Origin of the sequence: Mesorhizobium sp. M0676 (genome assembly GCF_040320535.1) — a bacterium.
Taxonomy (GTDB): domain Bacteria; phylum Pseudomonadota; class Alphaproteobacteria; order Rhizobiales; family Rhizobiaceae; genus Mesorhizobium.
The window spans coordinates 167,643-188,623 of sequence record NZ_JAMYPU010000003.1; the positions used below are offsets into that span (position 1 = coordinate 167,643).

Annotated in this window: 19 protein-coding genes and 1 pseudogene; 10 read left to right on the forward strand and 10 right to left on the reverse strand. The window is 63.6% G+C overall.

What is annotated here, in order from left to right; all coding sequences use genetic code 11:
- Window positions 1-13: 13 nt before the first annotated feature.
- From dhaL to NKI35_RS04780, 7 genes are all read left to right on the forward strand, one after another.
- The gene (gene dhaL / locus NKI35_RS04750; RefSeq protein WP_352738818.1) at window positions 14-616 is read left to right on the forward strand and encodes a dihydroxyacetone kinase subunit DhaL; all 603 of its coding nucleotides are present in this window, start codon (window positions 14-16) and stop codon (window positions 614-616) included.
- On the forward strand, window positions 613-1,002 hold the full coding sequence (dhaM, locus tag NKI35_RS04755; protein ID WP_023690004.1) for a dihydroxyacetone kinase phosphoryl donor subunit DhaM: 390 nt from the start codon (window positions 613-615) through the stop codon (window positions 1,000-1,002). The genes dhaL and dhaM overlap by 4 nt, the downstream gene beginning before the upstream one ends.
- 21 nt (window positions 1,003-1,023) lie before the next feature.
- On the forward strand, window positions 1,024-1,326 hold the full coding sequence (locus NKI35_RS04760; protein WP_023684207.1) for an HPr family phosphocarrier protein: 303 nt from the start codon (window positions 1,024-1,026) through the stop codon (window positions 1,324-1,326).
- Complete coding sequence (ptsP, locus tag NKI35_RS04765) at window positions 1,310-2,893, forward strand: phosphoenolpyruvate--protein phosphotransferase (protein ID WP_352738821.1); 1,584 nt, start codon at window positions 1,310-1,312, stop codon at window positions 2,891-2,893. Before NKI35_RS04760 ends, ptsP begins: the two co-directional genes overlap by 17 nt.
- Window positions 2,894-2,903: 10 nt before the next feature.
- A complete protein-coding gene (locus tag NKI35_RS04770; protein WP_023668784.1) occupies window positions 2,904-3,329 on the forward strand; it encodes a hypothetical protein in 426 nt (141 codons plus the stop codon).
- A gap of 22 nt (window positions 3,330-3,351) precedes the next feature.
- A complete protein-coding gene (gene dhaK, locus NKI35_RS04775; protein ID WP_352738823.1) occupies window positions 3,352-4,338 on the forward strand; it encodes a dihydroxyacetone kinase subunit DhaK in 987 nt (328 codons plus the stop codon).
- A 448-nt stretch (window positions 4,339-4,786) separates the two neighbouring features.
- Window positions 4,787-5,812, forward strand: a complete 1,026-nt coding sequence (locus NKI35_RS04780; protein ID WP_352738965.1) for a nucleotidyltransferase family protein — start codon at window positions 4,787-4,789, stop codon at window positions 5,810-5,812.
- Window positions 5,813-5,820: 8 nt separating this feature from the next.
- Here NKI35_RS04780 and NKI35_RS04785 read toward each other — a convergent pair whose 3' ends face one another.
- From NKI35_RS04785 to NKI35_RS04800, 4 genes are all read right to left on the reverse strand, one after another.
- Window positions 5,821-6,816 (reverse strand): phosphoenolpyruvate carboxykinase (ATP), encoded by a 996-nt coding sequence (locus NKI35_RS04785; protein ID WP_023694189.1) that lies wholly within the window; start codon window positions 6,814-6,816, stop codon window positions 5,821-5,823.
- On the reverse strand, window positions 6,813-7,247 hold the full coding sequence (locus NKI35_RS04790; RefSeq protein WP_023668789.1) for a lasso peptide biosynthesis B2 protein: 435 nt from the start codon (window positions 7,245-7,247) through the stop codon (window positions 6,813-6,815). The genes NKI35_RS04785 and NKI35_RS04790 overlap by 4 nt, the downstream gene beginning before the upstream one ends.
- Entirely contained in the window at window positions 7,247-7,534 is a 288-nt protein-coding gene (locus NKI35_RS04795; RefSeq protein WP_023684213.1) for a PqqD family protein, read from the reverse strand. Before NKI35_RS04795 ends, NKI35_RS04790 begins: the two co-directional genes overlap by 1 nt.
- 545 nt (window positions 7,535-8,079) lie before the next feature.
- Window positions 8,080-8,877: a DUF2259 domain-containing protein gene (locus tag NKI35_RS04800; RefSeq protein WP_023689998.1), complete on the reverse strand. Its 798-nt coding sequence runs from the start codon at window positions 8,875-8,877 to the stop codon at window positions 8,080-8,082.
- A gap of 218 nt (window positions 8,878-9,095) precedes the next feature.
- Between NKI35_RS04800 and NKI35_RS04805 the strand changes: the two genes are divergently transcribed.
- Together NKI35_RS04805 and NKI35_RS04810 are read left to right on the forward strand one after the other, a co-directional pair.
- Complete coding sequence (locus NKI35_RS04805; RefSeq protein ID WP_352738825.1) at window positions 9,096-11,003, forward strand: propionyl-CoA synthetase; 1,908 nt, start codon at window positions 9,096-9,098, stop codon at window positions 11,001-11,003.
- Window positions 11,004-11,074: 71 nt separating this feature from the next.
- On the forward strand, window positions 11,075-11,776 hold the full coding sequence (locus NKI35_RS04810; RefSeq protein ID WP_352738829.1) for a metallophosphoesterase family protein: 702 nt from the start codon (window positions 11,075-11,077) through the stop codon (window positions 11,774-11,776).
- Window positions 11,777-11,865: 89 nt separating this feature from the next.
- Here the strand turns inward: NKI35_RS04810 and NKI35_RS04815 are convergent, their stop codons facing one another.
- The 6 genes from NKI35_RS04815 to NKI35_RS04840 all read right to left on the reverse strand — a co-directional run bounded on the left by NKI35_RS04815 (window position 11,866) and on the right by NKI35_RS04840 (window position 19,501).
- Window positions 11,866-14,244 carry a polysaccharide biosynthesis tyrosine autokinase gene (locus tag NKI35_RS04815; protein WP_023816349.1) on the reverse strand — a complete coding sequence of 793 codons (2,379 nt, stop codon included), beginning with the start codon at window positions 14,242-14,244 and terminating at the stop codon, window positions 11,866-11,868.
- 190 nt (window positions 14,245-14,434) lie between these two features.
- Window positions 14,435-15,331 carry a UTP--glucose-1-phosphate uridylyltransferase GalU gene (gene galU / locus NKI35_RS04820; protein ID WP_023668795.1) on the reverse strand — a complete coding sequence of 299 codons (897 nt, stop codon included), beginning with the start codon at window positions 15,329-15,331 and terminating at the stop codon, window positions 14,435-14,437.
- A 75-nt stretch (window positions 15,332-15,406) separates the two neighbouring features.
- Window positions 15,407-16,357, reverse strand: a complete 951-nt coding sequence (locus NKI35_RS04825; protein ID WP_023668796.1) for a glycosyltransferase family 2 protein — start codon at window positions 16,355-16,357, stop codon at window positions 15,407-15,409.
- Window positions 16,347-17,294 carry a glycosyltransferase family 2 protein gene (locus NKI35_RS04830; protein WP_352738832.1) on the reverse strand — a complete coding sequence of 316 codons (948 nt, stop codon included), beginning with the start codon at window positions 17,292-17,294 and terminating at the stop codon, window positions 16,347-16,349. The genes NKI35_RS04825 and NKI35_RS04830 overlap by 11 nt, the downstream gene beginning before the upstream one ends.
- Window positions 17,291-18,286 (reverse strand): glycosyltransferase family 2 protein, encoded by a 996-nt coding sequence (locus tag NKI35_RS04835; RefSeq protein ID WP_352738834.1) that lies wholly within the window; start codon window positions 18,284-18,286, stop codon window positions 17,291-17,293. The genes NKI35_RS04830 and NKI35_RS04835 overlap by 4 nt, the downstream gene beginning before the upstream one ends.
- Window positions 18,287-18,328: 42 nt before the next feature.
- On the reverse strand, window positions 18,329-19,501 hold the full coding sequence (locus tag NKI35_RS04840; RefSeq protein WP_023729637.1) for a glycosyltransferase: 1,173 nt from the start codon (window positions 19,499-19,501) through the stop codon (window positions 18,329-18,331).
- 294 nt (window positions 19,502-19,795) lie between these two features.
- Between NKI35_RS04840 and NKI35_RS04845 the strand changes: the two are divergent.
- A pseudogene (locus NKI35_RS04845) lies at window positions 19,796-20,845 on the forward strand (polysaccharide pyruvyl transferase family protein); the annotation flags it as partial.
- Window positions 20,846-20,981 lie beyond the last annotated feature (136 nt).

Sequence of the window (20,981 nt, forward strand, 5' to 3'; positions counted from 1 at the left end):
CGGGAATCTGGACATGGCAGCGTTCGACCTTGCCAGGCTGATCACCGCCGCCGCGGACACGATCGCCGCTCACTCGGAAGAGTTGACCGCGCTCGACCAGGCGATCGGCGATGGTGACCATGGGCTGAACATGAAGCGCGGCTTCGAGGCTGTGCGCGCCGATGCCGGGGCGTTCGCTGCAAAGCCGCTGCCCGAGGCGCTGAAGGCGATCGGCACCAAGCTGGTGATGACGGTCGGCGGCGCGTCCGGGCCGCTGTTCGGCACATTGTTCCTGGCGCTGGGCAAGGAGATTTCAGGAGAGCCGGATCGCCCCAAGCTGACGGCTGCTTTCGGCAAGGCAATCGAGGCGGTGGCCGCCAGAGGCAAATCGCAGGTCGGCCAGAAGACGATGCTCGACGTGCTGCAGCCGGTGCATGACGCGCTGCTGGAGGGAAAGACAGGCGCGGAAATCGCCGATATCGCCGACGCGGCGGCCGAGGCGACCATTCCGATGAAGGCTCTGCGCGGCCGCGCTTCGTTCCTCGGCGACCGCTCAATCGGTCATATGGATGCCGGCGGACGCTCTGTGGCGCTGCTGGTGCGGACCGTCGCCGAAACCGTCGAGGGCCAAGCATGAGCAATGTCGGCATCGTCATCGTCTCGCATTCGCCGCTGGTTGCCGAAGGCACGGCCGACATGGTGCGGCAGATGGTGGGCGACGAAGTGCCGCTTGCATGGTGCGGCGGAAACGGCCATGGCGGGCTCGGCACCAGCGTCGAAGCGATCATGGGCGCCATCGACAAGGCGTGGTCGGAGGCGGGCGTCGCCATACTGGTCGATCTCGGCGGCGCCGAGACCAATTCGGAAATGGCGGTGGAAATGATCGGCGAGCCGCGGGCGCAGAAGATCGTCGTCTGCAACGCGCCGATCGTCGAAGGCGCGGTGATGGCTGCGACGGAGGCGTCCGGCGGCGCCTCGCTGAAGGAAGTGGTGGCGACGGCGCATGAATTGTCGCCGTCGTGAGCGAACGGGAATTTTGACCTGATGTCCGCATTTGCCGAGGCCACCGTCCTGATCACCCACGAGGTAGGTCTGCACGCGCGCCCTTCGGTGAAGTTCACCAAGCTTGCCAAGAGCTTTGCCGCCGAGGTGGAGATTGCGCTTGCCGCCAACGGCCCATGGTTCGACGCCAAGAGCATCGTCAAGGTGATGGCGGCCAGGGCGCCGAAAGGCACCATGCTGCACATCCGGGCCACAGGCGACGGCGCCGATGATGCCGTGAGAGCGCTGGCCGAGCTGGTGCGACGCGGTTTCGACGAGGATGCGGGCCATGCCCGAACCGCTTAGGCTGCAAGGCATTTCGGCCTCGGCCGGCTATGCCGAGGGGCCGTTGTTCAACCTCGACAACGGCACCGCGCACTACACGGGCAAGGCGAGCGCCGCGGACGAGAAGGCCGCATTGGAAGCAGCTATCGCCAGCGCGACGGACCGGCTCGCGACCCTGATCGAAACCGCCGATGACGAGGCCGCCGGCATTCTCGAATTCCAGCTCGCCATGCTTGGGGACGAGGCACTGACCGGCCCGGCTTTTGCCGCGATCGCGTCCGGCATGCCGGCTGACATGGCCTGGCGACAGGCGCTGGACGCCGAGATCTCCGGCTACGAAACGTCAGACCAGGACTATTTCCGGGCTCGCGCCGCCGATATCAGCGATATCCGCGACCGCGTGCTGCGCGCCCTTACCGAGGAGCAGGAGAGCGCTCCACCAGCGGGCGCCATTCTCTATGGCGAGGACATCGCGCCAACGCGCTTTCTCGAGACCGACTGGAGCACCGGCGGCGGCATCGCGCTGAGGGCCGGCAGCGCCGCCAGCCACGTCGCCATGCTGGCGCGCTCGCGCGGCGTGCCGATGGTGGTGGGGCTTGGCGCTTCGCCGGCTAATCCCGTCGGTCTGGCTCTGCTCGATGCGGAGCATGGCGGTATCGTGCTTTCGCCGACCACGACCGAGATCGAAGCGTTCCACCGGTCCTCGTCCTCGTTTGTGGCACATCGAGACAAGGCCGGAGTCTATCTCGCGAAACCGGCGGTAACCCGGGCCGGGACGACAGTGCGCGTGCAGGTCAACATCGCCGATCCGTCCGAGGTCGACGGCATCGACATTTCGACCTGCGACGGGGTCGGGCTGATGCGCACCGAATTCCTGTTCGGCAAGGCGCCGCCGGACGAGGAGACGCAATACCAGGCCTATCGCAAGGTGCTGGAATGGGCAGGCGACAAGCCGGTGACCATCCGTACCGTCGACGCCGGCGGCGACAAGCCGGTGCCGGGCTTCACCGTCGAGGAGAGCAACCCGTTCCTCGGGCTGCGTGGCATCAGGCTGTCGCTGGCAAGGCCGGAGGTGTTTCGCGTACAGATCCGGGCGCTGCTGCGCGCGGCGGTGCACGGCAATCTGAAGGTGATGTTTCCGATGATCGCCGTCGCGGAGGAATACCAACGCGCCGCCGCTCTGTTCGTGGAGGAGCAGGCCGGGCTTGCCGCGCGCGGCATCGCGCAAATGCCGCCGCTCGGCATCATGGTCGAGGTGCCTTCGGTGGCGATCGCGCCGGAGGCGTTCGCCGATGTCGCCTTCTTCTCGATCGGTTCGAACGATCTGACCCAATATGTAATGGCGGCTGCCCGCGATAACGCAGCCGTGGCGCATCTTAATTCTGTCCGCCATCCCGCCGTGTTGCGGCTGGTCGGCTCGGTTGCCGCTTTTGGCCTGCGCGCGAAAATCCCAGTCAGCCTGTGCGGCGATGCCGGCGGCGATCCGGCATCGATCCCGGCACTGCTCGAGGCCGGCCTGCGGGATCTCTCGGTGGCTCCCGCCCAACTCGCCATGGCCAAGGCGGCCATCTCGGATGCATCGGTCTAGGATGACTGAGATGGCCGACAAGACACCAGAAGCCGGCTCCGAAGAGGCGATCCGCGCCTACAAGACGATCCTGTCGCAGGTCATCGACCAGCGACCGTCGGGTATGCGACAACGCCTTGCCGACGCGCTTGGCAAGCACCGCAGCTTCGTCACCCAGATTTCCAGCGCGGCCTATTCGACCCCGATCCCGTCAAAACATCTGCCGGCTATTTTTTCGGTCTGCCATTTCAGTCCGGCCGAGCGCGATCAGTTTCTGGCTGCCTATCATCTGGCGCATCCCGGCAAGATGTCGGTTGCGGCAGGCATGCGCAAGACCCGGCATGTCTCGCTGATCGTGCCCGATTTCGGCGACGACAAGCAGAATGCAGCGCTCGACAAGGCGATCAACGAATTCATCCAGAAGATCACCAGCATCACCGGCAGGAGTGGCGGCTGATCGTGTTGTGTCGGGAGGACACATGAAGAAGTTTATGAATTCCGTCGACACGGTGCTGACCGAAAGCCTCAACGGCTTCGTTGCAGCCCATGCCGACATCCTGGTGCTGGGCGAGGAGCACAAATTCATTCGCCGCAAGGTGATGAAGCCGGGGAAGGTGGCGCTGATCTCGGGCGGCGGTTCCGGCCACGAGCCGTTGCATGCCGGCTTTGTCGGTCACGGCATGCTGGACGCCGCCTGCCCCGGCCAGGTCTTCACCTCGCCAACGCCGGACCAGATACTGGCGGCGGCCGCCGCCGTCGATACCGGCGCCGGCTGCCTGTTCATCGCCAAGAACTATGAAGGCGACGTGATGAATTTCGACATGGCCGGCGAAATGGCCGACGGCGTCCTGCAGGTGGTGATCAATGATGACGTCGCCGTCGAGAATTCGTCCTTTACGACCGGCCGGCGCGGCGTCGCCGGCACGCTGGTGGTGGAGAAGATCGTCGGCGCCGCCGCCGAGCAAGGCATGGCGCTGGCGGATCTCAAGGCGCTCGGCGGTCGCATCAACAGCGCGACGCGTTCGATGGGCGTGGCGCTGACCAGTTGCACGGTGCCGGCGGCCGGCAGGCCGACCTTCGAGATTGGCGATGGCGAGATGGAATTCGGCGTCGGCATTCATGGCGAGCCCGGCCGGCGTCGCGACACGTTGAAAAGCGCCGATGCGATCGCCGAAGAGATTTGCGCCGCGATCCTGGGCGATCTCGGCGACAGGGCGAAAGGCCCAGCACTGTTGTTCATCAACGGCTTTGGCGGCACGCCGCTGATGGAGCTCTATCTGATGTACAACAGCGCCCGAAACATCTTCGAAAAACAGGGCGTGACGGTGACCCGCTCGCTGGTCGGGTCCTACGTGACATCGCTCGACATGGCCGGCTGCTCGATCACGCTGACCATGCTGGATGACGAGGCAACGTCAATGTGGGACGCGCCGGTGCACACAGCCGCGCTGCGCTGGGGACTGTAACGGAGGGGCCTTGCCCATATCCCGAACAGGCGGCTTATGAACTTGCCTTAGCCTGCGGGACCGGACGGACCGTTACCCGCAGTCACGCCGACAGATTGCCCGCCTGCAGCGCGGCTTGCCTTGCGGCCGACCGCTCCGGCTTCATCCAAACCGAAGCCGTAGAAGTCTTATCGCGGTATCGGCAGCGACGGCCCGGCCACCACGCTGGACAACTTTCCTGCCTTGCGCAGCACGGGCGCTCCATACTTTTTCTTGGCCATTCCAAACACCCTTTTCAGTCCAGTGCAAAAGAATGGACCGAAACCGTGGAAAGTCAATTCATGAGCTGGTTCTGCCACCACACGCTGGCTTCATGCATGCTTTTCTGCAACATACGCTCCTCTGAGTTGGTTGTTTGACGCAATTCCGGACGGGAATTGCTGATGTGGGCGAACGCAATCCGGGTTTGATGCTGCCATCTCTTGCGCCTGCCGATGAAAAACTGCTGCTGACCTTCGCCGACCCGGAGGCGACGGTTGCCATTGGCCGTGACGTTGCTGCCGAAAGCTTGCTGGCACTGCTCGCCAATGCCGAGTTCCACGGCGTGCTGCCGATCATGCTGCGCAAGCTCAGCGAGATCGGCGACGCCCAACTGCCTGCGGACGCAGCCTTGCGGCAAAGGCTGTCGGAACTGCGTGATCGCTCGACGCTGGCGACCGGCCAATCGATGCTGCTGCAATATCATGGCGACCGCATCATGAAGGCATTGGCGGCGAAAAATGTTCCGGCCCGCATCGTCAAGGGTCCGGTCTTCGCACGCAAACTTTACCGCCACGCCGCTGACCGGCCGTTCACCGACATCGACATTCTGGTCGAGCCGGCCAGCATCATTGAAGCCAACACGGTGATTGCCGGATGCGGCTTCGAGCTCTGGAGCGGCGAGGCGCAGTCGCAGGATCTGCAGGAGTTCAAGTGGCTGGAGAAGGAGAATACCAGCCTGCTGATCGAACTGCACGGCAACCTGGTGCATGATTCCGGCATGCGGCGGCGGCTGTCGCTGGGCTTTCGCGAATTGCAGATCATCGACGGCAGCGAGGCCGACACGCCGGCCGCGCTGCTGACCATCGCCATTGTCCACGCCGCCGGCGGGCACAAGTTCCACCGGCTGCAGCTTTGCGTCGATGTGCTGCAGGGCGTGCGCGCGCTGCGGTCGCCCGCGGATGAAGACCGGCTTTTCGAGGCGGCGCGCATCAGCGGCATCGAGCTCGAACTGGCGACGGTTCTCAATGTGACGGGGCGGCTGTTTGATGCACCGCGCGCGATCGAACTGGCCGACCGCATCAAGCCCGACCTCTCGATATTTTTGGCCAAATGGCTGATCACCGGCGATACGCTGCTCGGCGTCAATTCCAGGGACAAGATGCATTCGCGCCTGCGCCGCGACGCCTTCCGCTGGATCCAGCGCCTCGCCAGGCCAAAGCCGCATTCTGCCTGAAGTGTGCTTTAGTCCCGCGCCGCCAGCGCCGAGCGGATCAGCGGGGCCGCCTCGGCCGGGTTCGCGCCGACTTCCAGGGTAAATGTCGGGACGGCTTTGACCAGCGTTGCGATGGTTGCCATGCGGCGCTTCTGCGCCGGCAAAAGGCCGGTCATGCCGGTCCTGACATTGTCGGTGGCAAGCGCCACCATGGCGTCTGTCCTGGTCATGGGCACGAGCCGGGTTTGCGCGTCCGCCGAGCGGGCGAGATGAAACAGTGCCGCAACCGGTCTGCCGACAGTTTCCTCGATGCGGATGATCTCGGCGAGACGTTCCAGCGAGACGGCCTGCTCGCCATTGGCGTCCCATTTGTCGCCAAGGCAAGGCGCCACGAAGGGCAGCATTGCCGCGGTGTGGCGGTGGACCTTCACCTTGCGCGGCAAGCCCCAGGCCGTGATGCCGCCACCGGCCAAAACCTTGAGGATCATGGCGTCATCCGAGCACAGGCCGAAACCTTGCGACGCCAGCGCCAGCGACGTCGTTGACTTGCCGGTGCCGCTCGGCGCATGGATCAGCACGAGCGCCTCGCGGCCGGGCAATGTCAGGCCGGCGGTGTGCAGCATGTGCTGGTCGCCGGCATCAAGTGCTGCATCCAGCACCATCATCAGCACCGTCCATTTGACCTTGGCATCGGGATGGACTCGTATCTCGGCCCAGCCTCCATCGGCATTGATCGAGACGGTCTGCAGGCCGGGAAAGACCAGATGAACGGTGCCGCCACCGTCGATCAGCCGGCAATGGCCGTCCTCCGGCACCTCGCCGTCGAAAGCGAGTTTTCCGGCAGGCGATTCCGGTAACTCCCGCGTCTCGACGATGTCGACGCGGAAATCGGGCTCGACCGGCCCGCTCACGCGCAACGTGCCGAGCAAGAGGTCGAAGCTCGGCCAGAGATCGGCCCGCGAGGCCGATATGCTGATGACCTGGCCCTGGAGATCATAGCAGAAGGTGGTCGCCGGACCGGTCAAGCAGCGTGCGCCTTTCCGGCATCGGCGTGATGGCGATAGATCTGCACCATGCCGGGGAGGCTGTCCGAGACCACCGGGCGGCCATCGAGACAGACCCAGCAATGGGCAGACATACGCGGCGCCTGCATCGACTTCGGATCGACGCCGAAGCGCAGATCCGGATCGAAGCCGGCAAAGCGCAGGAAGCGGTGGGCGAGCAGGCCCTCGCGCAGGCATCTGCGGTCGCGCATCAGCCAGGGGTGCCGGACGGTCCGGTTGACGGCAGCGACGATGTAGGCTGACGACAGGCCGCGATAAGGGGTGGGTGCGCTGAGCGGCGCCCATTTCAGCACCGATTCGAAGCTGCGGCGGCCGATCAGGGTCGGCATCAGCCGCGCGCTTGCCCATAAATGGACACGAAACAAAGCGCGCAGGAGAACGCCGTCCACCATCAGGGAGCCGGGTCGGCGAGAATGCCTTCGCTCACCAGTTCGGCGGCCAGCGCCGCCATGTCCTGGTCGAGCGTGCCCTTGTCGACCTCGAACTCGTCAGACAACAGGACGACGATCTGGTCAAGGCTGCGGGCGCCGTCCACCTTGTCGAGAAAGGCTTCGGTGGTGCCGTTGCAGGTGTAAAGCTGGCCGCTGCGCGCCAAGAGCACGACGGCGCCGTCGCCGACATGCTGGACCGAGGCGTCGTCCGCCAGCCGCAGAACCATTTCAGAACCGATTTGGGCCATGGAGCCCCTCCACCATTTTCCTGGAGAGCAGATAGCGCGGCGATGCGGGTCTGTCCATTGCGCGGACGAGAGGGAGAACAAGCCGGCCTGACCGTTCTGTGGCAATCCGGCAACGCCACCATCCTCACGACACAGGCAACCGAAGCCTAATGGAGACATCCAATTTCAGATTGTGGTAACTTCCACATCATTCAGAGCCTGAGAACGGGGAAGCACCCCAGAAATAGTCGGTGATTGCGGCTGGGAATCACCGCCGCAAACGGTCAAGCCAGCTATCTCGCAGGGTCAAGGTGTTGCTTTTCTTACCTAAAGTAAGCTATGGAGTCGCGGGGTTTTGGGAGAGCATTGGGTATGCGTTACAACTGGGAGCGGGCGCCGACCGCGTTCGAACGTCATCGAAAAGCGTTGGCAGCCGCCATATTGATTGCGGGTGGCGTCGGGCTGATGCTGGCGGCCTTGCCGCTTTAAGACTGATATCCGACACGAACGCCCTGCTTTCTCCGGGCGCATGAGCTTTTTCTGCCTGCCACAAGACGGGCCGCGGCTTAGCGTGCATGGCCGGTTACGGCGATGAAGCGGCGGTCGCGTCCTTCGAAGCCCTGGCTGAAGCGCTGCACCAGCACCGCCACTACCGCCGGCCTGCCGGGCGGGGTGTATTCGTAGGATTCCGACAGGCTGTAGGAAGTCGGGCAGTTGCGCGAGCCCGGCACGGCCTTGTCCTCGTGCAGCACCTTGAACGGCTTGCCGTCCTGCCCCTGCAGCGACAGGCGGAAGCCGCGCGCCTTGCCCGTCTTGGCGCCTTGAAGTTTCTTTTCGCCCTGAAGTGTCTTGTCGCTCGGAAGAGCCTGGTCGCTTGGCTTGGCGTCATCGAAGCTTGCCGAGCAGTCCGTCTTGCTGTCGGCCAAAATCTCATCGAGCTGGATGGTCGAAATCTGTGTTTCGCCATAGAACGGCGACAGCCATTTCTGCGCGGCCTGCTCGAGGCGGGAAATGTCGTTGTACTCGACCGTGTCGTCCGGGAAGGTGAACCTGTCGGAGGCCGTGCGCGTGCCGCGCTCGGCGATGCCGTATTTGGCCAGGATTGGCGCGGCCTGCTTTGCGGCCTGCGCCCGTGCCTGCTCCACCGTCGTGGTCGCCTCTTCCGATTCATCGAGGACAAGGATCGGCTTGCCGCCGACGAACTCGTCTGTGCTTGTGTCGATGATGTCGATCTGCGACCAGCCGGAAACGGCAGCGTCGAGCTCGCCATATTGCTCGAAGGCGAAATATTTGCCGTCGGGGGAAAAGCCGATGATGCGCCGCGCGGCGGCATCGCCGGCCTGGGCGGCGGAAACGATCGTCAACAGCAGCGCTGCTCCAACGGCAGATCCAACCCCGTATCGTACCGTCATTGCGCGCCCTGCCCCGATTTCAAACCCGGCCATGGTGCCTGCAATTTATGGCCAAGGCGAGATCGGCCAAGCGCCAAATTTCGGGAAAGACATGGCATTTGGGGAAAGACGTGGCCGGGAAAACCCGCATAGGCTATTGCAAGATAGAGAGTTTTCCCGAGGAGGGATGAATGGCGTCACGCTACCACGAGGTCTATGACGGCTGGAAACGCGACCCAGAACAATTCTGGGCCGATGCGGCCGAGGCGATCGACTGGTATTCGCCGTGGACCAGCGTCTTCGATGCCAAGGCCGGCGTTTACGGGCGCTGGTTCAACGGCGCCACCTGCAACACCTGCTTCAACGCTCTCGATCGCCATGTCGCAGGCGGCCGTGCCGACCAGATCGCACTTATCTACGACAGCGCGATCACCGGCACGGTCAAGAAATTCACCTATGCCGAATTGAAGCGCGAAGTGGTAGCGCTGACTTCGGTGCTCAAGAACCGCGGCATTCGCAAAGGCGACCGCGTCATCATCTACATGCCGATGGTGGCCGAAGCGGCGGTCGCGATGCTTGCCTGTGCCCGCATCGGCGCGGTGCATTCGGTGGTGTTCGGCGGCTTTGCCTCGCACGAGCTCGCCACCCGCATCGACGACGCCAAGCCGAAGCTGGTCATCTCCGCGTCCTGCGGCCTGGAGCCTGGACGTGTCGTGGCCTACAAGCCGCTGCTCGACAAGGCGATCGAAATGTCCCGCCACAAGCCGGACGCCTGCCTGATCCTGCAGCGCGACCAGCTGCGCTGCGATCTGAGGGAGCATTACGATATCGATTTTGCCGACGCCGTTGCCCGCGAGCGCGCCGCGGGCGCCAACGTCGATTGCGTTCCGGTGCTCGCCACCGACCCGCTCTACATCATCTACACCTCCGGCACGACCGGCCAGCCGAAGGGCATCGTGCGCGACAATGGCGGCCACATGGTCGCGCTCAAATGGACGATGGAAAACGAGTTCGGCGTCAGACCGGGCGAAGTATTCTGGGCGGCCTCCGATGTCGGCTGGGTGGTCGGCCATTCCTACATCGTTTACGGACCGCTGCTGCATGGTGCGACAAGCGTGCTGTTCGAGGGCAAGCCGATCGGCACACCCGACGCCGGCACCTATTGGCGGGTGATCGCAGAACACGGCGTGGTCGCGCTGTTCACCGCGCCGACGGCCTTCCGCGCCATCAAGGGGCAGGACCCCAAGGGCGAATTCGTGCCGAAATACGATCTGTCGAAATTCCGCACTCTGTTCCTGGCCGGCGAACGCGCAGACCCGGAAACCATCAAATGGGCGGAGCAGAAACTCAACGTGCCGGTGGTCGATCATTGGTGGCAGACCGAGACCGGCTCGCCGATGACCATCAACCCGGCGGGCCTCGGCCTGCTGCCGGTGAAATACGGCTCGCCCGGCGTGCCGATGCCGGGCTACGACATTCGCGTGCTCGACGATGCCGGCCATGAAGTGCCGCGCGGCACACTTGGCAATGTGGCGGTGAAACTGCCGCTGCCGGCCGGCTGCCTGCCGACGCTGTGGAATGCCGACGAGCGTTTCCGGCAAGCCTATCTCGAGGAATTTCCCGGCTTCTACAAGACGGCCGATGCCGGCATGATCGACGACGACGGCTACCTCTATGTCATGGCGCGCACAGACGACATCATCAATGTCGCCGGACACCGGCTGTCGACCGGAGCCATGGAGGAGGTGCTTTCAGCGCATCCCGATGTTGCCGAATGCGCCGTCATCGGCGTCGCTGACGCTATGAAGGGCCAGGTCCCGCTCGGCTTCGTCGTGCTCAATGCCGGTGTGTCGCGCGATACCGCTGCCATCGAAGGCGAAGTGGTGGGGCTGGTGCGCGAACGGATCGGCCCGGTCGCGGCCTTCAAGACCGTGGTGACGATCAAGCGCCTGCCCAAGACGCGCTCCGGCAAGATCCTGCGCGGCACCATGCAGAAGATCGCCGACAAGGAAGAATGGACGATGCCGGCGACTATCGACGATCCCGCCATTCTTGACGAGATCACCGCGGCGCTCAAAGCCCGCGGCATCGGGGTCTGACGGCCCCAGTGGCGTTGTTCCAGCGATCCAGGCCCCCCCGGCCGGCGCCGCGCGAGCGCCTGGAAATGGATATGGACGACACCGTCGTCTACGCGATCGGCGACGTGCATGGCTGCTACAAGGAATTGCTGTCGCTGGAGCAGAAGATCCAGCTCGACGCGCTGCAATTTCGCGGCCGCAAGATTATCGTCATGCTCGGCGACTATATCGATCGCGGGCCGCAATCGGCGCGCGTGCTCGACCACCTCTTGGCGCTGCCGCCAACAGGGTTCCTGCGCGTCTGCCTGGCGGGAAACCACGAAGTGGCCATGCTGAACTATCTCGACGGCTATCTGTCGCGGGACCGCTGGCTGGCGGTCGGCGGCCGCGAGACTCTGTTTTCCTATGGGGTCGATCCGGCGCGGCTTGCCAGCCTCTATGCCTCGAGCGACGCGGTCGACCGGCGCGTGAAGGAGGTCATTCCGGCCAGCCATATCGACTTCCTGCGCAGCCTGCCGGTGCTGCTCTGTTCGGATAAATTCGTTTTCGTCCATGCCGGCATCAGGCCGGGTATCGACCTGGTCGCACAGGATGAGCAGGACCTGCTCAACATCCGCGACGAGTTCTTCAACGCCGCCTATCTGCTCGACCGCTTTGTGGTGCATGGGCACACGCCGGTCGATATCCCCAGGCTTGACGGGCGAAGGCTCGGCATCGACACCGGCGCCTTTCAAAGCGGCCGGCTGACAGCGCTCAGGATCGCCGGTAAATTCGGCAAGCTGATCTTTTCCTGACCTGCCGTGCTTCTTCGTTTGAGCGTGATCCTTTCCGAAAACCGGATCCGCTTTTCCGGATCACGCTCCTTTTCAGGATCGCGCTCCGTTCAGGCCGCGGTCTTGGCCCGCACGTCCGATTTCTCCAGATAGTAGGTCGAATAGCGGTCGAAGAACTTTTCCGAGCCGCCGAGCGAGCCGTATTTCGGCAGCTTCTTCAGATCGACCTTGTTGAGCACGGCGCCGACGACCTTGCTTGCGACGTAGGGTTCCTGCTCCAGCAGCGAGCGCACCATGGCGCGCGGCGTGCGGCCCCATTCGGCAACCAGCACGAAGCCGTCGACCAGCGGCGCAAACGCCTTGGCGTCGACCACGGGGCCAAGCGGCGGCAGGTCGACGATGATGTACTCGAACGTCTCCTTGGCGTTGTCGATGAAGCGCCGCATGCCGGCCGACGACAGCAGCTCGCTGGTATGCGAGAACTGCCCACGCAGCACGGCCGGGATGATCGCCAGCTTGGTCTGGCGGTCGACCTTGCCGACCGACTGCCAGGTCTGGCCGTTGACCACGGCCTCCATCAGCCCCTGCTCGGCCTCCATGCCGAGGTTGCGGCTGAGGCCAGGATTGCGCAGATCGGCGTCGATCAAAAGCGTCTTCGAGCCGTTGGCGGCCAGCAATCCGGCGAGATTGGCGGCGACCGTAGACTTGCCCTCGCCGGGCAGGACCGAGACCACGCCTATGACCCGGCTGCCTTGCCCTTCCATGACGACGTCGAAGGCGATCTTGGCGTTGCGCAGCGTTTCGGAGAACATCGATGCCGGCGCATCGACGCTGACCCGCAAGCGCGCCCGTTTCTCGGCCGCCGACAATGTGTTGGCGCCTTTGGCATCCGCCGCACCGTCGTCGGCGTCCTTGCCGAGCCTGCCGCCGATCATCGGCAAATAGCCGAGGAATTTGAGGCCGACGCGATCGCGAATGTCCTCGCCGGTCCTGAAGAAGCGCTCGTTGAACTCATTCAGGCCACCGAAGCCGGCGCCAAGCAGCACGCCAAGCACCAGCGACAGCGCCAGCACCCTGGAGGTGCGCGGGCTTGAGGCGGAAAGCGGCGTTGAGGCATCCGAGATGATGCGGACCTTGCCGACCGGGAAGGATTGCTGCTGCGAGGCCTCCTCGTAGCGGCTAAGGAAGGTCTGGTAGAGCGTGGTCAGCGCCTGCGCCTGCTGGTCGAGTTCGCGCAGTTTGACCTGGCTCTGGTTGTCGATGGAGCTCTTGCCGGCCGCGTCGGCGATCTTCTGCCTCAGTGAGGTCTCGCGTGAAAGCGCGACTTCATATTCATTGCGATAGCTTTCGGTCAGCTGCTTCAACTCGCCGAAAATCTGGGTCGACAGGTCGGCCTTTTCCTTGGCCAGCGCCACCGCCTGCGGATGGTCGGCGCCGAAATTGGCCGTCACGTCCTGCAGCCGCTTGGCCACTGCGAGATAGCGGGTCTTGAGCGTTGCAATGACGGAGCTTGCCGGCTGATCGCTTGAGATGGCGGAATCGTTGAAGGCATTGTCCGAGCCGCTTTCGACGATGGTCTTGTATTGCTGATAGCGGGCGCTGGCGCGCGCCGTATCGGCCTGCGCGACGATCAGTTGCGCGGTGAGATCGGCAATCTGCTTGTCGCTGATCAGCTGGCCGTCGCTGTTGGCGGCCAGACCATGCTCGGCCCTGAATTTCTCGACCGCCATAGCGGCCGCCTGTGAGTTCTGACGAAGCTCGGTCAGCCGGCCCTGCAGCCAGACCGCAGCGCGCTCGGTGGCGTCGAAGCTGGCATTGAGCTGGTCGGCGAGATAGGCGTCGGCATAGGCCTTGGTGATGGCGGTGGCGAGCGCCGGATTGGTCGACTGGTAACCGATGGCGAGCACATAGGAGCGGCCGTTGCGCTGCGCCAGCACCTCGCTCTGCAGCTTCAGCACGGCATAGTCGTGGCGCGCCGTCTGCATCATGGCCTGGCGTGTCGCCTCATCGACGTTTTCCATGCCGGGAATCTGCTCGGCGGAACTTGAGCGGAAATAGCCGATCACGCCGCGCACGAAGCCGATGCCCTTGACCAGCGCCGATTGCGGCGGGTTCATGAACTCTGCGTTCTGGTCGAGTTTCAGCTTGTCGACCACCACCGAGGCCAGCCGCGCCGAGGTGATGATTTCGATCTGGCTGAGCAGGGCGGCGTCGGTCTGCATGGTGACGGATGCAGCCGAGATGTCGTCGATGACCTTGTTCAGGCCTTCGTCGATCAGCACGCTGGCGACCGACATGTATTGCTTGGGCGTGGTCTGCAGATAGAGCAACCCCAGGAACAGGCCGATGATGGCGCAGACCGCCACCACCTTGACCTGACGCGCCGCCATGCCAAGCAGGCGCTCGACGTCGATGAAGTCTTCACCCTTTTCCTGATCGGGGTTGGGCAATGGCATCCTCTTGTCGAGAGGAAAGCTGGCATAATTCATCTTCGATCCAATTCTAGGTTACAGGCGCCGGAGCGAGACGGGTCAGGTCCCACCTCGTCCGAAGCTGCGGAGATCGGGGGCAAGATATGCAACGCAAGCTTCATGCCATCCGGCGCCGGGCCTGAGCGGCCAGGCGTGCAGGCATGAGCCGCGCCATCGTCCAAACGCATATGCCCTCGAAAGATGGGCATTATGCGGCCACTTCCTGACGCTCATGCGACCGCACGAACGCCTGCAGCATTTCCAGCACAGGTCCCTTCATGTCGTCGCGCGCCAGCGCGAAGGCGATGGTCGCCTCTATGAAGCCTTCCTTGGAGCCGCAGTCGAACATGCGGCCATTGAAAGGCTGGGCAAAGAAAGACTGGCTTTTCGCCAGCCGCACCATGGCATCGGTAAGCTGGATTTCGTTGCCGGCGCCGCGCTGCTGGTTGCCCAGCAGCGAGAAGATCTCGGGCTGCAGGATGTAGCGGCCGTTGATGTAGTAGTTCGACGGCGCATTGGCCGGCGCCGGCTTTTCGACCATGGCCGTCACCTCGAAGCCGCTGCCTGTCTCGGCGCCGCGCCCGACAATGCCGTATTTGCTGGTCTCACTGGGATCACAGCGCTCGACGGCGATCACATTGCCGCCGGTCTGCTGATAGAGATCGACTGTTTCAGCCAGGCAACCTCGGCGGCCGAACGACACCATATCGGGGAGCAGCAGCGCGAAGGGCTCGTCGCCGATGACTTCGCGTGCGCACCACACCGCATGGCCGAGACCATGTGGCGACTGCTGGCGGATGAAGCTGGTGGCGCCGGCCACGGGCAGCATGCTTTCGAGCGCCTCCAGCTGGGTCTTCTTGCCGGTTTGTTCGAGCGTTCCAATCAGTTCGGGGTGCAGGTCGAAGTAGTCCTCGATGACAGCCTTGTTGCGGCCGGTGACGAACACGATGTGCTCGATGCCGGCTTCGAAGGCCTCGTCCACCGCATATTGGACGACCGGCCGGTCGACCACGGGCAGCATCTCCTTCGGAATCGACTTGGTTGCCGGCAGGAACCGTGTTCCAAGCCCCGCCACAGGGATGACTGCCTTCCTGATTTTCTTCATCGCAAATTCCTTCTGAGCAGATCGATTTCAGCCTGTTGCAGGCCACGAACAAACGTCTTCATGTACTCGCCCTCCTTACCTCTCCGCGCCGACGGCAAACTGCGCCGCCACCCTTTTGAGGCGGACGGCGATCGGCATCGACATGTGCCTGACAGCCGCCGGATCACTTAGCGCGGTGCGTATCGCTTTCAACGGCGAACGCGCCTTGATGTGCTGGACCAGCGACAGGAACGATGCCGCCTTGCGCAGGCTGCGGGCGCGTTTGGCGAAGGCGGCCGCAGCAGCAGCGTCCATGGAATTGGTCTCGGCGAAGACCGCGTCGGCCTTGCGCATCGCCTCGATATGGTGAAGCTCGAGCACGCGCGAGATCGAGCCCGTGCGGATGTGGTAGATATAGCCGGTCGTCGGCTCGACGACGCATTTTCCGCTCTTGGCCAGCGCGTTGGCGAGCAGGATGTAATCCTCGCCTATGCTCAGACTTTCATCATAGCGAAGCCCGTTTTCGATCAGGAAACGGCGCTGGAAGATCGGCTTGAGATAGCCAAGGTTGAACGTGGATTCGAAAACGATGTTGCCAGCGATGTAGTCGGCGAGCGTGATTTCACGCAGGCCCTCCAGATATTTGGCGGGAAACATCGTCGCTTCGGCAATGCCGTCCTCGCGCACCACCTGGAGGTTGTCGACGGCGATTACAGCGCCCGCACTTTCGGCTCGCGCGATCATGGCGGCGAGCCGCCCGGGCAGGACGGCATCGTCGGAATCGAGCACCGCGACCCAGCGGCCTGTGGCGAGGTCGAGGCCGGCATTCCTGGCGCCGCCAGGGCCACGATTTGCCGGCAGCGCAACCACTTTGACGACATCTTTTGGATAGGCTCTTGCGACGTCGAGCGTGTTGTCGCGCGACTGGTCATCGGCGACGATGATTTCGACGCTGACATCGCGCTGGGCCATGGCGCTTGCGATCGCCCGGTCGAGCGTGGCCGCGGCATTGTGGGCTGCGATGACAAAGGAGACGTCAGGCTGCACGCTTGGCTCCTTGCTGCGGGGAAGACAGTCCGTATTGGCGAATTTCGCTGATACCGACCAGGCCGCTGACGACGCCGACATGCATGATGCCGCGCAGCACGCTGCGGTTGCGGCGGACCGGGCTAATCGCAGTCAACGCCGCCATGCCGAAGCAATAGGCGGCCTTGGCCGAGGCGAGGCCGACCTCCTTCGCCCGACGGACTGCGCCCGCATTGTGGCCAACAAGGTGGCCATGCGTCTGACCGAAGCGGAAGCGGCGGCGGCGCAGCCAGTCGAAAGCGGCTCGCGAACGCGGCACGACTTCCTCGACCAACGCCTCCGGCGCAAAGGCGATTCGACCGCCTGCCTTGACCATGCGGTCGAAGAATTCGGTGTCTTCGCCGCCGCTCTGGCCGCGCGCCAGGCTGAAACGACGGTCGCGCAAGCTGTCGGCGCTCATCCTCAAAAGGACGTTGCAGGTGTAGCCGGTGCGGATTTCGCCCTGCACCCAGACCGGCAAGGTCGAATGGAAATCGCCCTTGCGCATCCAGTCCGGCGCATCCGGGCGGTAGAGCGCCCGCACCGGACCGAGCACGGCCTCGGCGCCGCTTGTCTCCGCGATAGCAATCAGTTCGGCCAGCCATTGCCGGGAAGCGGTTTCATCGTCGTCGATGAAGGCGAGAAAATCGGCCGTGCTGGCATCAAGACAGGCGTTGCGGGCGACCGAGATGTTGCGCGCCGGGGCGTGCCGGTAGTGGACCAGGAGCTTCAATTCGCTCGCCAGCGCGGTCACCAGCGGCTCGGCGGTCGGCTCGTCGTCATTGTCGGCGACGATGACGCCGATGCCGAAACCGGCAGGCATATCCATGGCAGCGAGCGACCGCAGCGTGTCGGCCAGTTCCGGCCGCCGGAACGTGCAGACGCAGATGTCGATTCGGCGGCTGTCGGCGACCATCATGCCACCCCGCGCTGCGATCGCGAGCCGAGCAGTTGCAGCCAAAACCCGAGCGACCAGCCGAAATGCATGACCATCGCCGAAATGCCCGCCAGCACATTGTTGGGATTGCGCTGGCTGATGGCGGTCACAGCGCCGTAGCCCAGACAGACCGAAGCCCAGACCAGCAGCGGCACCGCCGCCAGCCAGTGGATAAAGGAAAATACCGCGAGAAGGACGACCGGCGCCACCAGCAGCGGGATCATCTGCCGAACTTTCGGGATCATGCGGTGCTTGAGCACATTCTTGGCGCGGCCGCGGCCATAGCCGAGATATTGGAAATACAGGCCCTTCAGCGACGAACGCGGATAGTAGACCATCTGCGTCTTGCCGCTCATCCAGATGCGGTAGCCAGCCTGGCGCAGGCGGTAGTCGAGTTCGGCATCCTCATTGTGGCTGAAGGTCTCGTCATAGCCGCCGACCGCGGTGAAGGCCGAGATCCGGATCAGCGCGTGATGGCCATGGTCCACCCATTCGCCGGCCGAGAAGTGCCGATGCTTGGAGCCGCCGGTGCCGAGCTTGGAATTCTGCGCCGCCGCGACCGCTTTCTGCACCGCGCCGCTGCCGCTGGTCAGCATCGAGACGACGACCGAATCGGCTGAAGTGGCGAGCGCCTCCTCGACCAGCCGGTCGCAATAATCGGCGGGATAGCCGCCATGGGCATCGATGCGGATCAGGTATTCGGCGCCGTCACCGAGGCTGGCGACGGCGAGATTGATCGCCGCGCTCTGGATACGTTTTGGGTTGTGCAGGAGGACGACCTGAGGGTCCTTGGCCGCAACCTCTTCGACAATGGCCAAAGTACCATCGGTGCTGCCGCCATCGGCAACGACGATGCGGGCGCCGAGCCTTAGCGCTGCCGGCCTGAGCTGCTCGAGCAACGCGCCGATATGGGCTGCCTCATTCAGGCACGGAATGACGATCAGGCTTGGCGGCAGCGCTTCGGTTTGCGTCATCGGCGCCTTTCCATGAACTGCACTTTTGTCATTGGTCATCCTTCAGGCCAGTGCCTCGGTGGCGAACGAACCAGGGGCAACCGCAAGGCCGCGCAGCCTGTCGACAAAGGCGCGGCAGTCGCTGCGGTCGTAACTCCAGGTTCGTGGGTTGCGGGCCAGCACACGCGCCTTGGCCTTGCCGAAGTGCTCCTGGTCCATGCGGCCGAGCGCGGTTTCCAGGATTTCGGGCGTGGCATCGGAAAGCAGGATGCCAATGTCCTGCTGGTTGAGAAAGCGCCCCGTCTCGGTAGTGCCCATCGAGATCGGTACGGCGCCGAAGCGGCAGCCCTCATAGAGGCGGTTAGGCAGCAACCATTCCGAATTCTGCCCTTCCTCGAAGAAATCGATCGCCCAGGAAAAATGCACTTCGCCGTAGATCGCGGCCATGTCTTCCGGGTTGCGGTAGGGGCCACGAAAGGAGAGATAGGGTTCGGCCTCGACAAAAGCATGGAAATCCGGGAATTCCGAGAGTGCCGGACGGCCCCGGAGGACGACCTCGAAGCGCCCGCCCTGACGGCGCGTGAAGTCGGCCAGCAGCTCCAGCGAGCGGCGGCAGCGCAGCGCGCCGAACCAGCCGATGCGCCACGGGGGTGCTGCAGGGTTTTCGGCCTTTGACCTGTCATCCAAGGCGATCGGCGCGGTTTCGAAGTATTTGTTTTCGACCAGTTCCACCGGTGCGGCGACCTGCCCGAACGGCTTGAAATAATTGGCGATGAAGGCCGGTGAGCTCGTCACCAGAAGCTTCACGTCGCGGGCGAGATAACGCTCCGCTGTGCGCAGTGCTTTGCCCAGCATGTCATTGCGCAGCACCAGGCGATGGATGTCGAGGCATTCGTAGACGATCGGCACGCCGCCGCGAAAGGCGGCCTTGGCGCGCCTGGCCAGCGCCAGCATTTCCAGATTGCGCGCGATGATGAGGTCGGGCTTCGGCATCGCCGCAAGCTTCGAGCCTATCGACAGCGCCGCCTTGGCGACCGCCGCCAGACGCTGGCCGAATCGGCCGTCACGCGTCGCGCCGAGGTCGACCGGCTGCAGCCCCTCGACGTCGGGAACAGCATTTGTGGTCCGACGGAAGCCGGCCAACGTGACCCGCGCGCCGCCTGCCTTGAGCATTATGATCCGCCGGCGCACCGCCGGGTCGGAAACATCGTGCACAAGGTACAAGACATGCAGCATGAAAACTCGACCGCTGTTGGCCCACCCACGGGAATGCTAACCCAGCTTTTGCTGCATCGCAACATTTTTGGTGCGCCGTAGCATAAGTGCACGTTTTTTGTTGCACTGCAAAATTGATGCGTTACCCTCCGTCGGGCTTGAGCGCCGCTCTGGCTGGTCACCCAGCCCGATGCAGCGATGGATTGTGACGCGAGCCGCATCGGGATCGTCCTGGCGTGGGTATTTTCGGTCACCATGCCCGTCCTAGGCACCGCAGGCCACGCCGCGGAATCTGCTGACGAAATGAGGTATCCCATGAAGATCGTCGTTGAAAACACAGTCTGCCTGAATACCGGGGATGCGGCGATTCTGCTGGCGATCCGCCACATTCTCAAGACGATCGTGCAAGGCGACGTGCGGTTTGCCGTCTTCGACAGCCAGCCCGAGGTTGCGGAACGACTCTATCCGAAGACGGATTATCCCGACCTCGAATTTCATAAGCTGCTGTCGGAATCCCTGTTCCGATACAAGAATGGCAGCGGGCTGAGGGACCGGTTCAAGCCGATCTACAATCGGCTCGTTCTCCAGGCCCTGCGCTGGTTTGGCAGCAGCGCCCTAGGCAATTTTTTCAGCTATCGCGACCGGCGCGGTCTCGATATCTACGCCGACGCGGACATGGTGGTCACCACAGGGGGAACCTATCTCGTCGAGAACTACAATCTCGAACGACGCCTCAATCAGTTCAGGCTCGATGCCGTATTTGGCAAGGATCCGGTCTTCTTCACGCAATCCCTCGGTCCGTTCGACAAAAGTTACAACCGCCAGGAGCTCGGCCCGATCTTTAACCGCAGCCCGCTCGTCCTGCTGCGCGACGAACGGTCGCGGACCCATATCCGGGATTTGGTGAAGGATCTCGGCAAGTGCCACGTGGTGGCCGATGCCGTATTCGCCTTGGCGGATACCGACAGGATCGGCAAGCGTCTCGCTTCCAGCCAGCCGCCGGCGTCGACGGGCCGCGTCGCTATTTCGGTCCGCCACTGGAACTACGTCAGCGACGGTGAGGGCGGCATGCGCCGCTATCTGGATTCGATCCGCGAGATCGCCACAATTCTTGTCAGGGACCTTGGCAAGGAGGTGACCTTCGTCTCCACGTGTCAGGGCGTGCCGGAATATGCCCATGACGATTCCAAGACCGCGCAGGCCATCGTTGCCAAGCTCGATCCTGAGATCGCCAGCCACGTGACAGTGGACGCTTCGTTCCACACGCCGGACCAGTTGATGGCGCTGGTGAAGGGCTTCGACTTCGTCGTCGCGACGCGCATGCATATGATGATCATGTCGCTTTGCGTCGGCACGCCGGTGCTGCCGATCGCCTACGAGTTCAAAACCAAGGAAGTGGCCAAGCGAATCGGTGTCGACGATGTGCTGCTCGACATCGACACCGTGACGCCCGAAGAGGCGCGCGAAAAGCTCGGCCGGTTTGCGGGAGATCTCGACCGCT

Coding starts and splice junctions, on each gene's coding strand:
- NKI35_RS04815 (WP_023816349.1), bottom strand. CDS start 14,244: ATGAATTATGCCAGCTTTCCTCTCGACAAGAGGATGCCATTGCCCAAC.
- dhaM (WP_023690004.1), top strand. CDS start 613: ATGAGCAATGTCGGCATCGTCATCGTCTCGCATTCGCCGCTGGTTGCC.
- NKI35_RS04760 (WP_023684207.1), top strand. CDS start 1,024: ATGTCCGCATTTGCCGAGGCCACCGTCCTGATCACCCACGAGGTAGGT.
- ptsP (WP_352738821.1), top strand. CDS start 1,310: ATGCCCGAACCGCTTAGGCTGCAAGGCATTTCGGCCTCGGCCGGCTAT.
- dhaL (WP_352738818.1), top strand. CDS start 14: ATGGCAGCGTTCGACCTTGCCAGGCTGATCACCGCCGCCGCGGACACG.
- NKI35_RS04830 (WP_352738832.1), bottom strand. CDS start 17,294: ATGATGGTCGCCGACAGCCGCCGAATCGACATCTGCGTCTGCACGTTC.
- NKI35_RS04795 (WP_023684213.1), bottom strand. CDS start 7,534: ATGGCCCAAATCGGTTCTGAAATGGTTCTGCGGCTGGCGGACGACGCC.
- NKI35_RS04840 (WP_023729637.1), bottom strand. CDS start 19,501: ATGCTGCATGTCTTGTACCTTGTGCACGATGTTTCCGACCCGGCGGTG.
- NKI35_RS04835 (WP_352738834.1), bottom strand. CDS start 18,286: ATGACGCAAACCGAAGCGCTGCCGCCAAGCCTGATCGTCATTCCGTGC.
- NKI35_RS04790 (WP_023668789.1), bottom strand. CDS start 7,247: ATGGTGGACGGCGTTCTCCTGCGCGCTTTGTTTCGTGTCCATTTATGG.
- NKI35_RS04770 (WP_023668784.1), top strand. CDS start 2,904: ATGGCCGACAAGACACCAGAAGCCGGCTCCGAAGAGGCGATCCGCGCC.
- galU (WP_023668795.1), bottom strand. CDS start 15,331: ATGAAGAAAATCAGGAAGGCAGTCATCCCTGTGGCGGGGCTTGGAACA.
- dhaK (WP_352738823.1), top strand. CDS start 3,352: ATGAAGAAGTTTATGAATTCCGTCGACACGGTGCTGACCGAAAGCCTC.
- NKI35_RS04805 (WP_352738825.1), top strand. CDS start 9,096: ATGGCGTCACGCTACCACGAGGTCTATGACGGCTGGAAACGCGACCCA.
- NKI35_RS04810 (WP_352738829.1), top strand. CDS start 11,075: ATGGACGACACCGTCGTCTACGCGATCGGCGACGTGCATGGCTGCTAC.
- NKI35_RS04780 (WP_352738965.1), top strand. CDS start 4,787: ATGCTGCCATCTCTTGCGCCTGCCGATGAAAAACTGCTGCTGACCTTC.